Raw genomic sequence first — 13,813 nt, 5'->3', positions numbered from 1 at the left:
GCGGTTGTGAGGGGCGATGGGAATAGTGGGAGTAGTTGGATTTTCTACACTTGCTTATAGAGAATACAGCCCTGCGGCAACATCAGTTGGATAAACAGCACTTAATGGAGTGCAATCAGCCCGCTAAGAGGAAATTCGCGAAATTTAAATGACGTTTATCCAATTAATTACCGCAAAAGCTCAAATGTGGAAGAATTAAGGTACGTTTATCCAACTACTTAAGAAGCATAAAAGAATAAACAAAAGCAAAAGAAGCGGAGGGGAAATTTGGAACTGTAGGAGCGGCCGGAAGTCCAAATGTTCACCACAGTGACGATGAAGCTTCAAGTTCAAAGCTTAGGTGTATGGATCATAATGTTGGGCTTTAGATTGAAATTCTTTTAGGCTCACGATCTGATTCTCCGTATTGAATTCAATTAACGAGACCCCGTCAAAGTCAGCAATTTCTGAGTCAACCTCATATTGGAAGTACCATTCAACCACAGTCATACGGCCCTGATGAATGAATTGTTTGACCGTCCAGGTTAATACTGTACCCCGCGTATTCCAGTCATCAAACCATTTTAGGATTATATCTAATCCGTGATATTCTGGACCGTAGCATTCTGAATACACTATATTTGGGCTGAAAATTGTTCTTAATACGGACTTGTCCTTGTTGATCCAGGAGTGGAAATAGTGTTCAATCCTCTGCTCACGTTCAATCATTAGATCCCACCTCCACAATATGGCGGAACAGAATCCGGTACCCGTACGGCTCCAGCGCCACATTCATCATCCCGCGCTCAGGGACCACCGCTTCTCCGGTCAGCGCGTCCAGCCAGTCACTGGTCTCCATCGGGTGGCTGAGCGTGCGCGGCTGCGGTGAATTGTTCATCCAGACGGTGAAGTGAATCCGCTCATCTGCGCGCTCGTAGACGATGCACGGATCGTTCTCGCAGGCCAGAAGAATCCGGAACCGGCCCTCACGCAGTGCCTTGTTCTCCTTGCGCAGGCCAATCATCATCCGATAAAAGTCATACAGCTCACGGTCCTGCTTCGCCTTGTCCCACTCCATACATTTGCGGCAGTCCGGGTCTTCATGTCCGGTCAATCCGATCTCGTCTCCATAATAGATACAGGGCGTGCCCATGAAGGTGAACAGGAAGACGACCGTCAGCTTCAATTTCCGTTTATCTTCACCCAGAACAGTGAGCAGGCGGGGCGTGTCATGGCTGCCGAGCAGATTGAAGACCACCTCGTTCGTCTGCTGCGGATACCGCATGAGCAGGCCGCCGATCCGGTGTCCGAACGTGATGCCGTCCATCCCGCCGTTGAAGAATTCCAGCACCGTGCCCGAGAAGGGGTAATTCATCACCGAATCGAACTGGTCGCCGAGCAGCCAGGTCAGAGAGTCGCTCCACACCTCGCCAACGATATAGGCATCCGGGTTAGCGGCTTTGACTACTTTGCGGAAATCGCGCCAGAAGTGATGGTCCACCTCATTGGCCACATCCAGCCGCCAGCCATCTACCTTGATCTCCTTGATCCAGTATTCCGCGACCTCCAGCAGATAGGACTTGACTTCATGGTTGGCGGTATTGAACTTCGGCATATTGCCGTAGAAGCCGAATGTGTCGTAGGTCGGAATACCGTCCACAATCTCAGCGGGAAAAGAATTGATATGGAACCAGTCGCGGTACACAGAGTATTCGCCTTTTTCCAGAACATCCTGGAACGGGGGGAACTGATCGCTGCAGTGGTTGAACACAGCGTCGAGCATAACCCGCATGCCCCGCCTGTGGCATTCCTCCACAACCTGTTTGAGCAGCAGATTATCGCCGAAATGCGGGTCCACTCTTTTATAATCCACGATGTCATATTTATGGTTGGAAGGGGAGACGAACAGCGGCGTGAAGTAGAGAGCATTGATGCCCAGCTCCTGCAGATCCTCCAGATGATCGAGCACCCCCTGCAGGTCACCGCCGAAGTAATTATCCAGCTTCGGTGTGCCGCCCCAGGCTTCAGTACCCTCAGGATCATTCGAAGGGTCACCGTTCGCGAACCGCTCGGTCATAATCTGATAGAACACCGCATCCTTGGCCCAGGTCGGGACTCGGAACAAGTCCACCCCGTGAATATAAGGGAACTCATAGAAGTGATTGGGCGGCTGAGGACATTCAGAGCGGATGCCGTTATCCAGCAGATACACCGTCTCCATGCCTTTGCTGACGCGAAAAGTATAGCTGAGCCGCTTATACTTGGGACGGACCGCCGCTTCCCAGTAGTCGAATTTATCGTCGGAGGCAGCTTTTTCCATCACGATGTCATAAGCGGTATGCTGCCAATCATATTTGTCACCCGTAAGGGCAACTACATAGTCCACATCATCACGTTTGGTGCGCACCCGCAGATGAATGGTGTCGGTATCATAGGCATACGCCCATTTGTCACGGGGAACATGGTACATCGCTTCCAGCAGCATAAGTGCACCTCCTACAGGTTGTGAGTGTAATTATTCCGGCGGTAAATGGAGATAATCTATAGTAGATAGTATTATAACCCTCCTGTTATAGGATGTGCAAAATTCACAAAATTGTCTTTGCATATTCATACGATGTGATTTATAATAAATCGGTCAATGGGATGGATAGGAATAGAGACTATAAATAGAACAGGGGAGACTGGACAAATGAACAAATGGGGTAAACTTTCTATGGGACTGCTGCTGGCAGCAGGACTGCTGGCCGGATGCGGCTCCAATAACGATAAGAACAATACCGCAGCAAGCGGAAATAGCGGAGCTGCCAGCACGGAGGCACCTGCCAAGAAGCTGATTATGGGCACAAGCGCAGACTTCCCTCCGTATGAATTCCACAAGATGATCGACGGCAAGGATACCATTGTCGGTTTTGATATCGAGATCGCCAAGGAGATTGCCGCTGATCTGGGACAGGAGCTGGAGGTCAAGGATCTTCCGTTTGATTCCCTGCTGAATGAGCTGGCAAGCGGACGGATTGATATGGTCATCTCCGGACTTAGTCCGACACCGGAACGTGCAGAAGCGGTTGGACTCTCGGATATCTACTACAAAGCGGAGCAGGCAGTCGTAGTACGTGAAGCAGACAAGGACAAATTTGCAACAATGGACGCGCTGAAGGGTGCCAAGATCGGGATTCAGACCGGTTCGATTCAGGAGGATATCGCTAAGGGCATTGAGGGCGCACAGCTGACTTCCCTCGGCAAAATTTCCGAAATCGTATTGCAGCTGCAGTCGAACCGTGTGGATGCTTCTATTATGGAAGGTCCAGTGGCCAAGTCCTTCGTGAAGAATGTGAAGGGACTGGTGATCACCGATGCCAAGCCGGAGGTTGAAGATGACGGCTATGTCATCGGGGTGAAGAAAGGCAACACAGAGCTGCTTAATCAAGTGAATACAACATTAACCCGTCTGAATACCGAAGGCAAAATTGATGAATTTGTAACGGCTGCAAACGAGCTTGCAGAGAGCAAATAGAACGTGTGGCCGTGAATACGGTTAGCTGAGTTTAAGATAGACCCGCAGTTGAATGCGGGGCAATGCTCTATTATGCAGAAAATAGCGGTGATCCGCTGTTTTCTATTTTTTTGAGAACAGGAGGGGTTAAAAGCGATGAGTGTATTGGATATGGCTTATGAATACCGCAATTTTTTCTTATCCGGTCTGAAGTACACACTGCTGCTCGCGGTGCTGGGGGTATTCTTCGGTTTCGTGCTCGGTATCGTGGTCTCGCTGCTGCGGATGTCCAAATGGAGAATACTGCGCTTTATTGCCACCGCATGGGTGGAATTTCTGCGTGGTACGCCGATGCTGGTGCAGTTGTTCCTGATTCATTATGGTTTGCCGGAGTTTGGGATTTCGCTGTCCCCGATTCAGTCGGGTGCGATTACACTGACCATTAACAGCTCGGCGTATTTGGCAGAGATTTTCCGTGCCGGCATCCAAGGGGTGGACCGCGGTCAGATGGAGGCGGCAAGGTCGCTTGGGATGAAGCAGGGGATGACGATGCGTTACATCATTCTGCCGCAGGCGCTGAAGAACGTGCTGCCCGCCATCGGGAATGAGTTCATTACGATTATCAAGGAGTCCTCGATCGTTTCCATGATTGGTGTGGCTGATCTGTTGTTTGAAGCCAGATCTGTTACTTCGATCACTTATGAAGGACTTAACCCGCTGATCGTGATTGCTGCCATGTATTTTGTACTGACATTCACACTATCTAAGCTGCTGGGCATATTGGAACGGAGGCTGAATACGGATGATCGAGGTTAAGAACCTGCAGAAAAGCTTTGGCAAGCTGGAGATCCTGAAAGGTATTGATCTCAATATTCATAAGGGTGAGGTCGTGGTGGTGATCGGTCCCAGCGGTTCGGGCAAAAGCACCTTTCTGCGCTGTCTGAACCTGCTGGAGCAGCCTACGGGCGGCGAGATTAATTTTGAAGGACAATCCATCACCGCGAAGCGGCATGATATCAATGTGACCCGTGAAAAAATGGGGATGGTGTTCCAGCAGTTCAACCTGTTCCCGCACAAATCCGTGCTTCAGAACATCATGCTCGCCCCGCTGAAGGTGCGGAAGCAGCAGTCTGCTGAAGCGGAGAAGTATGCTATGGAGCTGCTGCGTACTGTAGGTCTTGAAGACAAACGCGACGCTTATCCGGCCCAGCTCTCGGGCGGGCAGAAGCAGCGGATCGCAATCGCCCGGGCGCTGGCAATGCAGCCGCATGTCATGCTGTTCGATGAGCCGACCTCGGCGCTTGACCCGGAGATGGTCGGGGAAGTGCTGGAGGTTATGAAGCAGTTGGCTGTGGGCGGAATGACCATGGTGATTGTAACACACGAGATGGGCTTCGCCCGCGAAGTAGGGGACCGCATCCTCTTCATGGACGGCGGAGTGATCGTGGAGCAGGGAACACCGGCAGAGGTGTTCGGTAATCCCAAGCACGCCCGTACGCGCGATTTTTTAAGCAAGGTCTTGTAGGTGCTGGACGCCATCTTTTTTAGCTGTATATAGAATTTATAGCGAATAACCCCATGGCTGTGGGGTTATTTTATTTTGGCGGGGCGCACAATGGGTGATATAGTATACAAATGGTCAATTTTACATGAAAGGGAGTACATACAGATGAGAGATGATCTTTGCCGGATCGGCATTATTGATATTGGTTCCAACTCCATACGGCTTGTAATTTATGATACGACACAGGCAGGCGGCTACAAAATCATCAAGGAATGTAAGTACTCTGCCCGTTTGAGTGAGAAGATTACGAAGGAAGGCAGGCTGGAGAAGAAGGATATGGACACGATTATTCCTGTTCTTCACCAGTTCAAGGAGATTTGTGATGATTTTGAAGTGGACAAAATCCGTGCCGGAGCCACCGCCGCGATCCGTAATGCAGCGAACTCCGCCGAGATCATCACCTATCTGTCCGAAGCTTCATCCATCCGGATTGAAGTAGTGAGCGGGCATCAGGAGGCGTATTTCGGCTTCCTTGGAGTCATCAATGCGTTTGATGTCCAGGATGGCTTCGTCATTGATATCGGGGGCGGCAGTACAGAGGTTACTATGTTCCGCGGACGGCGTTATCAGCAGAGCATCTCCTTCCCGTTCGGTGCGGTCAATACGAATCTGATGTTCAGCCATAGCGGCAACTGGAACGCGGAACAGATCCGCAAGCTGCAGTTATACGTAACCGGCAGACTGGTAGAGCATGACTGGCTCACAACAGGCACAGGGCTGCCGCTCTACGGGCTGGGGGGAACGCTGCGTTCACTGGCCAAGCTGGACCAGAAGAGCCGGGATTATTCGCTGCCGAATTCCCACGGTTATGTGCTGGAGAGTGACACGATAGAGCGGTTCATGGAGGTTCTGCCTGCTACCCCGTTCGAGAAGCGCAAGGAGCTGGACGGGCTGTCCAAGAGCCGGGCGGATATCATTGTATCCGGGCTGATTATATTCCATACAGTATTCCACTACATTGGTGCCAGCCGTGCGCTGATCAGCGGAGAAGGTCTGCGCGAGGGGATGCTGCATGATCTGCTGGAGCCGGAGCAGCCGGTACGTGACAGTGCGCTGGAATACAGCCTGGACACCATTATCCGCTTTGATATCCGCACCTCGAAGCGTCACCTGGATCATATCAATAAGCTGGCGCTGAGCCTGCTGGGAGCCTTTGAGCGGGAAGGGGACCGGGAGGAGCATGAGATGCTCGTCTACGTGGCGATTATGCTGCACCGGACAGGCTCTAATATTAACTATTATCAATCCAAGCGGCATACGCACTATTGGCTCATGAATTCACCCATCCGCGGACTGACGCACCGCCAGCTGATTCTTAGCGCATATATTGCCTCCTACAGCACAAAAAGCCGGAAGCAGAAAATGTCCCTGATGCATAAGGACATTCTGCTGGCTTCCGACGAAGAGTGGATTCATAAGCTGGGTACATTAGTGCAGTTAAGCATTGCACTGGACAGCACCGAGATCGGCATTGTCAGCGGAGTCAAGGCCCGGCTGCACAATAATACGCTGGATCTGGAGCTGCGGGGCGGACAGGTGCTTATCGGCCTGGAGGACATTGAGAATGCGCTCAAGGCCTTCAAGAATGCTTGGTCGGTGAAGGTAAAGCTCGGCTTCCCTTCCAGCGGGTAACATCCATAGCAGCGAACTGGCTCCGTAGAGGGGCCTTTTTGTCGTCTATCCGTTCATAATATCCGTTCGGCTGAAGGAAGCTGGATTTGACATTGTCCATCAGCGACAGCTCCAGAATCTTGACAATCTGATCGCGGATACCGCTGTCCTTCACCGGACACATCAATTCAATCCGCCGGGTCAGGTTACGGGTCATCCAGTCGGCGCTGGAGAGATAGACCTCCGGCTGGCCGCCGTTCTCGAAATAATAGATCCGTGAATGCTCCAGGAAGCGGTCAACAATGCTGCGGACCGTGATCCGCTCACTAAGGCCTTCAATCCCCGGCCGCAGGCAGCAGACCCCTCTGACGATCAGATCTATAGATACCCCCGCCTGGGCAGCGCTATAGAGATAATCAATAACCTCCTGGTTCGACAGGGAGTTCATCTTGGCAATAATCCGTGCGGGTCTGCCGGCTGCGGCATGCTCGGCTTCACGAAGAATCAGCTTCTGGAGCGACAGGCTCATATTGGTCGGTGCTACGATGAAGGAATTCCAGTTGTAATTGGCAGAGTACCCCGTCATTTGATTGAACAGCTCTGACGCATCCAGGCCAATCTCATGATTGGCAGTGAACAAGCTTAGGTCGGTATAGGCTTTGGCTGTACTGTCATTGTAATTGCCTGTTCCTACATGAACATAGCGGCGCAGCTCGGTGCCTTCCTGGCGGACGATCAGCGTGACCTTGGCATGGGTTTTGAGGCCCACCAGGCCGTAGACCACATGACAGCCGGATTGCTCCAGCTTGCGCGCCCAGGCAATATTGCGTTCTTCATCGAAGCGGGCCTTCAGCTCCACCACAACGGTAACCTGCTTACCTGATTCGGCAGCGTTGGCCAGCGCCGCAATCAGCGGAGACTTGCCGCTGACCCGGTACAGCGTCATCTTGATCGCCATGACCTGCTCATCCTCGGAAGCCTGGGTAATGAAATCCGCCATGGCATCGAAGGACTCATACGGATGGTAGACCAGTACATCGCGTTCACGGAGCACCTCGAAGAAATCCTCATTCTCCTCGAATTCCGCAGGATAGAGCGGCTCAACCGGTGGATAATGTAGATAGCTGAATCCCTTCAGACTGCTGGCAAAGTTGCGCAGGAAACCGAGATCCAGCGGGCCTTCTATTTCAAACATGAAATCCTCAAGCTCGAATTCAGCCTGCAGCTGCTCCAGCGCATAAGGGTGAATGCCTTTTTGGACTTCCAGGCGGGCAGGTATGCCGCGCCGGCGTTTGCGGAGTTCCTTCTCAATCTCCTCCAGCAGATCCTCCGCACCTTCCTCATCTATCGTCAGATCGGAATTGCGGGTCAGGCGGAATTCATTGACGGCTACAGGATCATAACCGCTGAATAAGGTCTGGATATGATGGCGGATGACATCTTCAATGAATACGAACTGCCGTTTCTTGCTGTTGGAGCGGTGGGGCAATGGAATACAGCGCGGCAGATTGGATGGAATCTGCAGGATCGCGAAGTAAGGCTCATCCTCCTGGCTGTTCTTGCGGGTCAGTACAACCGCCAGATAGATGAACTGGCTGTGAACAAGCGGGAACGGACGGCTCTGGTCCACGGCCATCGGGGTCAGGACAGGGAAAATAATATCACGGTAATATTCCTCTATTGACTGCTCCTGCGCTGGCGTCAAGTCCTCATAATCAACGAAGACGATACCCTCCTTGTGCAGGCTGCGGGAGATATCCTTGAATGTGCGGTACTGGTCGGCGACAATTTTGCTGACCCGCTTGCTCAGGCGTTTATACAGGCCGGAGGGGGTGTATCCGGTGAAATCCTTTTTGGTATAGCCTGCCCGGATCTGGTCCTGGATGCCCGCTACCCGGACACTGATGAACTCATCCAGATTACTGGACACAATGGCCAGGAACTTAGCCCGCTCGATCAGCGGGTTCTCCGGGTCCTGTGCTTCGCCGAGAACCCGGCGGTTGAACTCAATCCAACTCAAATCACGGTTAAGATAGGCTGTTGCAGGACTAATGTAGCTGTTTTTTTTCTCTTCTGTGTTCACGTTCGTTGACCCTCCAAGGTTGCTTCAAGTCTTTTGAGATTATCGTATTCTATCATTCTACTATTTGCGAAAGCGAGAAATGTTAAAACTGTGTAAAATTTTCGGCATATCTTATAATTATTAAGAATATGTAATATTTATATCCTTGAAAACGTTACAAAACGGATAATTATTTCCAATCGTAACAAAAACATAGCCAATGGTTACAAAGTTGTGATATATTCATAACTGTTAGTTTACAAACCGTTACATGTACAAGAGACCTGACAGCAAGACAGGACAATAGGTCCAGCGTTATCTTGGCGTCACAGGACAGAGATTCTGCCCAGTTATCCCTGACGCCCACTAATGAAGGAGGCTATTCATGACCATCAAGTTCAGAGCTATCACAGCCCTGGCGGCTGTACTCGGACTCGGCACCTTGCTCCACGCCGCTCCCGTTCACGCCGACAGCGTACATATCGCTGGAGAGACTACAACCTATTATACTCTATCCACTCATTATGGGTTAAGCGTTGAGGAGCTTATGAATGCAAATCCGCAAATCTCGGCGCTTAATATCTATCCGGGACTGAAATTTACGATTCCGGGTGATGTTCAAGCCAAGACTGCGGCCGTAGCCAACACTACAGCAGCAGCAGTGGAGACTGCAGATGCAGCTGCCCCGAGCTTCAAGGTGCAATCTGCAAGCAACACCGTTCAAGCCTGGGGCAAGGAATTCAATTATGACAAAGTGCTGCAGGTCAAGGCTTCGGCCTATTCCTCGGCTGCCAGTGAGAATGGCAAGTGGGGGGCGGTTGATTACTTCGGCAATTCGCTTAAGCTTGGAACCATTGCCGTTGACCCGAGCGTGATTCCGCTGGGCACGAAGGTACTGGTAACCGGTTATACTCATCCGGGCCTTCCGAAGGAAGCCTTCGTGGCTACCGCAACCGATATGGGGAGTGCGATCAAGGGCAACCGGATTGATATCTTTATTCCGGGAAGTCAGAGCTTTGTAGCCGACTTCGGCTATCAGTATGTACATTTATATATTATTCAATAAACGGATAATCCTAAGCTGCACCATGGGAAGCGTATATCCCACTAATTAAAAGGAAACAAAACCAGGCTGTTCCGCCGGTTTTGTTTCCTTTTTTTGAATGAGAACCTGCTCAGGCGGCAGTCATTTGCTCTTGCTGACCTGTAGCATCTGGGGGACCGTCACGAAGCTGTACCCGCGTTTGCGGAGGCTGCTGATAATCTCCGGCAGCGCCTGCAGCGAGCCCTGGAGATTGCTGCCTCTGCCCCCGCCCCCGTGCTGGAGGATAATTGCCCCCCTGCCGGCCCGGGAGAGGATATTGTTCTTCACCTGGGCCTTGGACAAGCCTCTCCAGTCGAGGGAGTCCACATTCCAGTTCACCAGCTTATAGCCGTGGGACTTGGCCCATTTCAGCTGGGGTTCACTGATATCACCGTAAGGCGGGCGGATCAGCTTGGGCTTGTATCCGGCTAGCAGCTGAATGATATTCTCGGTCCGGATAATCTGAGTGCGGAATTCATTCATGCTCACTTTACTGAACTCGGGATGATTATAGGAGTGATTGCCGACGGCATGGCCTTCGCGGATCATCCGGGCTACCAGAGCGGGATGCTTCTCCGCACGGCTGCCGACCACAAAAAAAGTAGCTTTGACCTTATATTTATGAAGGACATTCAGAAGCTGCGGCGTATAGCGCGGATCAGGCACATCATCGAAGGTCAGGGCGATGATTTTGCGCCGGGGACCCTGGGTCTTGAGAGTCTCAGGATATTTGCGCACCAATTGGCTGAGGGACAGGCCTTTGTTTTTTTTACGCCGCTGTGCCGAAGAGCGGGAGGCTCCTGATCCGGCAGGGACCGCCGGTTCTTCTTCCATAGAGGTATTGGGCTGAGCAGGTGTCAGGAGCTGCTCCAGTGGCAAGGGTGAACCTGCGGGTGCGGTGGAGGCTGACGCAAGCTCCGCAGCCGGTGAAGGGCAGGGCAGAGCCAGGGCAATGATGAATATAATCAGCAGTATGCGGCGGGATTTTACCAGCTTCATCGGGTTACGCCTCCTCAAGCCAAGAGTCCGTTATTTTGGAATATAAGGGTTGTTATGTCCCAAGAGCCGCGAATTTATGCCGTGCAGACTATGGCGCATTCAGAGATGTATCACACCGTAAATCGTTGTATACTTAAGTGGATTATAGAAATGGGGAGGATGAACACCAGAATGACCGATTTGTTTGCACCTTATGAATTGAAGGCACTGACTTTGAAGAACCGGGTGGTCATGCCGCCCATGTGCCAGTATGCTGTTGAGAAGCAGGACGGTATTCCGACGGACTGGCATTTCGTGCATTATGTCAGCCGGGCAGTCGGCGGTACAGGCTTCATTATTGTAGAGATGAGCGGGGTTCATCCGGATGGCCGGATCACGAACCAGGACACCGGGATATGGGATGACGCGCAGATCCCTGCATACAAGCAGCTGACAAGTGCTGTTCATGCCCATGGAGCCAAAATCGCCATCCAGCTCGGACATGCGGGCCGCAAGGCCGTTGACGCTTCACCCCCGGTGGCACCTTCAGCGATTCCGTTTGGCGCCGGTTACGCGATGCCTAAGGCGCTTAGCCGTGAAGAGATAGCGGAGCTGATCACAGCCTACCGGGAAGCGGCACGCCGTGCTGTAGAAGCCGGATTCGATACCGTCGAACTGCACGGAGCCCACGGATACCTGATCCACCAGTTCCATTCGCCGCTCTCCAACGTAAGAAGCGATGAGTACGGCCAAGATCCGATCTTGTTCGGAGAACAAGTTGTGGAGGCGGTGCGTGAGGTGCTGCCGGCTGAGATGCCGCTTATCATGCGGGTCTCCGCCAAGGAGTATGTGGAAGGCGGATACGACGAGGGCTATGCGCTTGAATTCTGCCGCCGCTACAAAGAGGCGGGCGTTGATATGTTCCACGTATCCTCCGGCGGTGAAGGACCGATAGGGTCAAACGGCGGACCGGGTGCCGGACCGGCTTACCAGGTGAAGCTTGCCGAATACATACGCAGCGGATTGCAGGTTCCCGTTATCGCTGTAGGGCGCCTGGAATCGTATGAGGAGGCACAGGCAGTGATCTCTGAAGCAAAGGCTGAGCTGGTGGCTGTAGGCAGAGGTATGCTCAGTGATCCTTACTGGGTGCTTCACGCTGCAGAGGCACTTGGCGGGGTAGATTCCGCAGCGGTGCCCAAGCCCTATGAGCGCGGAATCTGGAAACTGAAATAGAAGGCTGTATATGTGAACAATGTCACAGATTTTAAGTTCCTTCTAAGGCATGGTTAATAAGATTAAATTTGAAGGAGCTTGATAATGTGGCGACGGTGATTAGTAATGAGCGGCTGGCAGAAGGGGTCTACCACCTGGTTGTTGAAGGAGGTGACGGCGGGGAGATGGGTCAATTCTACATGCTGCGGGCATGGGGAGCCTATCCGCTGCTGTCCAGACCGCTTAGCATACATCAGTTGAATGACAATGGGGTTGAATTCTTATATCATGTGGTGGGAGAAGGCACGGAGATCTTTGCCGGGCTGAACCCGGGCGACCGACTGGAGCTGGAAGGGCCGTTTGGCACCGGCTTTCCGCAGGTAGAAGGCAAGGTTGCATTAGTGGGCGGTGGCATCGGAGTTGCTCCGCTGTACTACTGCGCCCAGAAGCTTCCGCAGAGTGATATCTACCTTGGCTTCAGCCGCGCCCCTTTCCGTACCGAAGCCTTCCGTCCCCTGGCTGCCGAGCTGACTGTCGATATAGGCGGCCTGATTCTGGACAGCGTGGATTTCTCTGAATACGATCATATCTTTGTCTGTGGCCCGCATCCGATGCTGAAGGCTGCACAGCTTCAGGGGATTGCCGCAGAGACTTCGGGCAAGCGTCCTAACGTGTATTTATCGCTGGAGAACCGGATGGCCTGCGGAATTGGCGCCTGCCTGGTCTGCAGCGTATCCTGCAAGGACGGGCAACGCAAAGCCTGCACGGACGGTCCCGTCTTCCTGGCTGAGGAGGTGTTGTTCCATGATTAATACCTCTGCCACCATTGCCGGGGTGTCCTTCAAGAACCCGATTGTTATGGCTTCCGGTACCTTTGGCTTCGGCCGTGAATACGGCAAGTTATATGATGTGTCCCTGCTTGGCGGAATCTCGGGTAAGGGGCTTACCCTCCATGCCAAGGCCGGAAATCCTGGAGTCCGGGTATACGAGACCGCTTCAGGCATGCTGAACAGCGTAGGGCTTGAGAATCCCGGAGTAGAGGCCTTCCTGGCCAAGGAGCTTCCTTACTGGGAGACGCTGGATACCGCACGTATCGTGAACCTGGGCGGCAATACCCTGCCTGATTATGTGCTTGGTGCCGAGCTGATCCAGCGGGATGCCGATGCCCGTCTGCTAAGCGGGAAGCCGGCAGTGGATATGATCGAGCTGAATATCTCCTGTCCGAATGTGAAGGAGGGCGGGATCGCTTTTGGCGTGAAGACTCCGGCTGCCCGGGAAGTGGTCCGTGCAGTACGGGCGGCCACCCGTCTGCCGCTGGCTGTGAAGCTGTCGCCGAATGCCGAGGATATTGCAGAGATGGCAGTGATGTGCGAAGCAGAGGGGGCGGATGCCGTCTCGCTGATCAACACGATCTCGGGCATGAAGATTGATGTCCGCCGCCGCCGCAGTGTATTCAATAATCTCTATGCCGGATTGTCCGGACCTGCGGTTAAGCCGGTGGCTCTGCGCATGGTGCATCAGGTATCACAGCGGGTAACCATTCCTGTGATCGGGATGGGCGGCATCACATCGGCAACCGATATTATCGAATTTATTATGGCTGGAGCGACGGTGGTACAGGTTGGCACCTACAACTTCATGAATTTGCGGGCGGGCAGTACGCTGGTCGAAGAATTGCAGCAATTTATGAGGGAAGAGAACATCGCCTCGCTGGACGAAATCCGGGGTATTGTATAGCGGTACAGAACGGCTGTAACAATGATTTTGCCGCTGAATGAGAGATCTTCACATACCATGGTTAATATAAGGGGTAGGGGGAATTCCATC

The 13,813-nt window shown here is 52.6% G+C and carries 12 protein-coding genes; 8 read left to right on the top strand and 4 right to left on the bottom strand.

Annotated features, from left to right (window positions below; translation table 11 throughout):
- Nucleotides 1-336: 336 nt before the first annotated feature.
- Both HQN87_RS26570 and HQN87_RS26565 read right to left on the bottom strand, forming a co-directional pair.
- Nucleotides 337-708, bottom strand: coding sequence for a nuclear transport factor 2 family protein (locus HQN87_RS26570; RefSeq protein ID WP_173139488.1), 372 nt, complete (start codon nucleotides 706-708; stop codon nucleotides 337-339).
- The gene (locus tag HQN87_RS26565; protein ID WP_173139486.1) at nucleotides 701-2,464 is read right to left on the bottom strand and encodes an alpha-glycosidase; all 1,764 of its coding nucleotides are present in this window, start codon (nucleotides 2,462-2,464) and stop codon (nucleotides 701-703) included. The genes HQN87_RS26570 and HQN87_RS26565 overlap by 8 nt, the downstream gene beginning before the upstream one ends.
- Before the next feature lie 207 nt (nucleotides 2,465-2,671).
- On the opposite strand from HQN87_RS26565, the gene HQN87_RS26560 reads away from it, so the two are divergent.
- The 4 genes from HQN87_RS26560 to HQN87_RS26545 all read left to right on the top strand — a co-directional run bounded on the left by HQN87_RS26560 (nucleotide 2,672) and on the right by HQN87_RS26545 (nucleotide 6,671).
- Nucleotides 2,672-3,496, top strand: coding sequence for a transporter substrate-binding domain-containing protein (locus tag HQN87_RS26560; RefSeq protein WP_173139484.1), 825 nt, complete (start codon nucleotides 2,672-2,674; stop codon nucleotides 3,494-3,496).
- Nucleotides 3,497-3,631: 135 nt separating this feature from the next.
- The gene (locus HQN87_RS26555; RefSeq protein ID WP_173139482.1) at nucleotides 3,632-4,291 is read left to right on the top strand and encodes an amino acid ABC transporter permease; all 660 of its coding nucleotides are present in this window, start codon (nucleotides 3,632-3,634) and stop codon (nucleotides 4,289-4,291) included.
- Nucleotides 4,278-5,000, top strand: a complete 723-nt coding sequence (locus HQN87_RS26550) for an amino acid ABC transporter ATP-binding protein (RefSeq protein ID WP_173139480.1) — start codon at nucleotides 4,278-4,280, stop codon at nucleotides 4,998-5,000. The genes HQN87_RS26555 and HQN87_RS26550 overlap by 14 nt, the downstream gene beginning before the upstream one ends.
- A 144-nt stretch (nucleotides 5,001-5,144) precedes the next feature.
- On the top strand, nucleotides 5,145-6,671 hold the full coding sequence (locus HQN87_RS26545) for a Ppx/GppA phosphatase family protein (RefSeq protein ID WP_173139478.1): 1,527 nt from the start codon (nucleotides 5,145-5,147) through the stop codon (nucleotides 6,669-6,671).
- On the opposite strand, the gene ppk1 is transcribed toward HQN87_RS26545, so the two are convergent.
- Nucleotides 6,619-8,733, bottom strand: coding sequence for a polyphosphate kinase 1 (gene ppk1 / locus HQN87_RS26540; protein WP_173139476.1), 2,115 nt, complete (start codon nucleotides 8,731-8,733; stop codon nucleotides 6,619-6,621). The genes HQN87_RS26545 and ppk1 overlap by 53 nt on opposite strands.
- Before the next feature lie 364 nt (nucleotides 8,734-9,097).
- Here ppk1 and HQN87_RS26535 point away from each other — a divergent pair, with 364 nt between their 5' ends.
- Nucleotides 9,098-9,778 carry a 3D domain-containing protein gene (locus tag HQN87_RS26535; RefSeq protein ID WP_173139474.1) on the top strand — a complete coding sequence of 227 codons (681 nt, stop codon included), beginning with the start codon at nucleotides 9,098-9,100 and terminating at the stop codon, nucleotides 9,776-9,778.
- A 120-nt stretch (nucleotides 9,779-9,898) separates the two neighbouring features.
- On the opposite strand, the gene HQN87_RS26530 is transcribed toward HQN87_RS26535, so the two are convergent.
- Nucleotides 9,899-10,795: a polysaccharide deacetylase family protein gene (locus HQN87_RS26530; RefSeq protein ID WP_173139472.1), complete on the bottom strand. Its 897-nt coding sequence runs from the start codon at nucleotides 10,793-10,795 to the stop codon at nucleotides 9,899-9,901.
- A 171-nt stretch (nucleotides 10,796-10,966) separates the two neighbouring features.
- Here HQN87_RS26530 and HQN87_RS26525 point away from each other — a divergent pair, with 171 nt between their 5' ends.
- The 3 genes from HQN87_RS26525 to HQN87_RS26515 all read left to right on the top strand — a co-directional run bounded on the left by HQN87_RS26525 (nucleotide 10,967) and on the right by HQN87_RS26515 (nucleotide 13,723).
- Entirely contained in the window at nucleotides 10,967-12,007 is a 1,041-nt protein-coding gene (locus HQN87_RS26525) for an NADH:flavin oxidoreductase/NADH oxidase (RefSeq protein WP_173139625.1), read from the top strand.
- Nucleotides 12,008-12,093: 86 nt separating this feature from the next.
- Nucleotides 12,094-12,798: a dihydroorotate dehydrogenase electron transfer subunit gene (locus HQN87_RS26520; protein WP_173139470.1), complete on the top strand. Its 705-nt coding sequence runs from the start codon at nucleotides 12,094-12,096 to the stop codon at nucleotides 12,796-12,798.
- A complete protein-coding gene (locus HQN87_RS26515; protein WP_173139468.1) occupies nucleotides 12,791-13,723 on the top strand; it encodes a dihydroorotate dehydrogenase in 933 nt (310 codons plus the stop codon). Before HQN87_RS26520 ends, HQN87_RS26515 begins: the two co-directional genes overlap by 8 nt.
- Nucleotides 13,724-13,813: the final 90 nt, after the last annotated feature.

The sequence above is a fragment of the Paenibacillus tritici genome (genome assembly GCF_013204885.1).
In the GTDB taxonomy this organism is placed as follows: domain Bacteria; phylum Bacillota; class Bacilli; order Paenibacillales; family Paenibacillaceae; genus Paenibacillus_AQ; species Paenibacillus_AQ tritici.
This window is presented reverse-complemented; position numbering and strand designations above follow the sequence as displayed.

Excerpts from the sequence above, each read along its gene's own strand:
- HQN87_RS26570 (WP_173139488.1), bottom strand. The coding sequence starts at position 708 with ATGATTGAACGTGAGCAGAGGATTGAACACTATTTCCACTCCTGGATC.
- HQN87_RS26565 (WP_173139486.1), bottom strand. The coding sequence starts at position 2,464 with ATGCTGCTGGAAGCGATGTACCATGTTCCCCGTGACAAATGGGCGTAT.
- HQN87_RS26560 (WP_173139484.1), top strand. The coding sequence starts at position 2,672 with ATGAACAAATGGGGTAAACTTTCTATGGGACTGCTGCTGGCAGCAGGA.
- HQN87_RS26555 (WP_173139482.1), top strand. The coding sequence starts at position 3,632 with ATGAGTGTATTGGATATGGCTTATGAATACCGCAATTTTTTCTTATCC.
- HQN87_RS26550 (WP_173139480.1), top strand. The coding sequence starts at position 4,278 with ATGATCGAGGTTAAGAACCTGCAGAAAAGCTTTGGCAAGCTGGAGATC.
- HQN87_RS26545 (WP_173139478.1), top strand. The coding sequence starts at position 5,145 with ATGAGAGATGATCTTTGCCGGATCGGCATTATTGATATTGGTTCCAAC.
- HQN87_RS26535 (WP_173139474.1), top strand. The coding sequence starts at position 9,098 with ATGACCATCAAGTTCAGAGCTATCACAGCCCTGGCGGCTGTACTCGGA.
- HQN87_RS26530 (WP_173139472.1), bottom strand. The coding sequence starts at position 10,795 with ATGAAGCTGGTAAAATCCCGCCGCATACTGCTGATTATATTCATCATT.
- HQN87_RS26525 (WP_173139625.1), top strand. The coding sequence starts at position 10,967 with ATGACCGATTTGTTTGCACCTTATGAATTGAAGGCACTGACTTTGAAG.
- HQN87_RS26515 (WP_173139468.1), top strand. The coding sequence starts at position 12,791 with ATGATTAATACCTCTGCCACCATTGCCGGGGTGTCCTTCAAGAACCCG.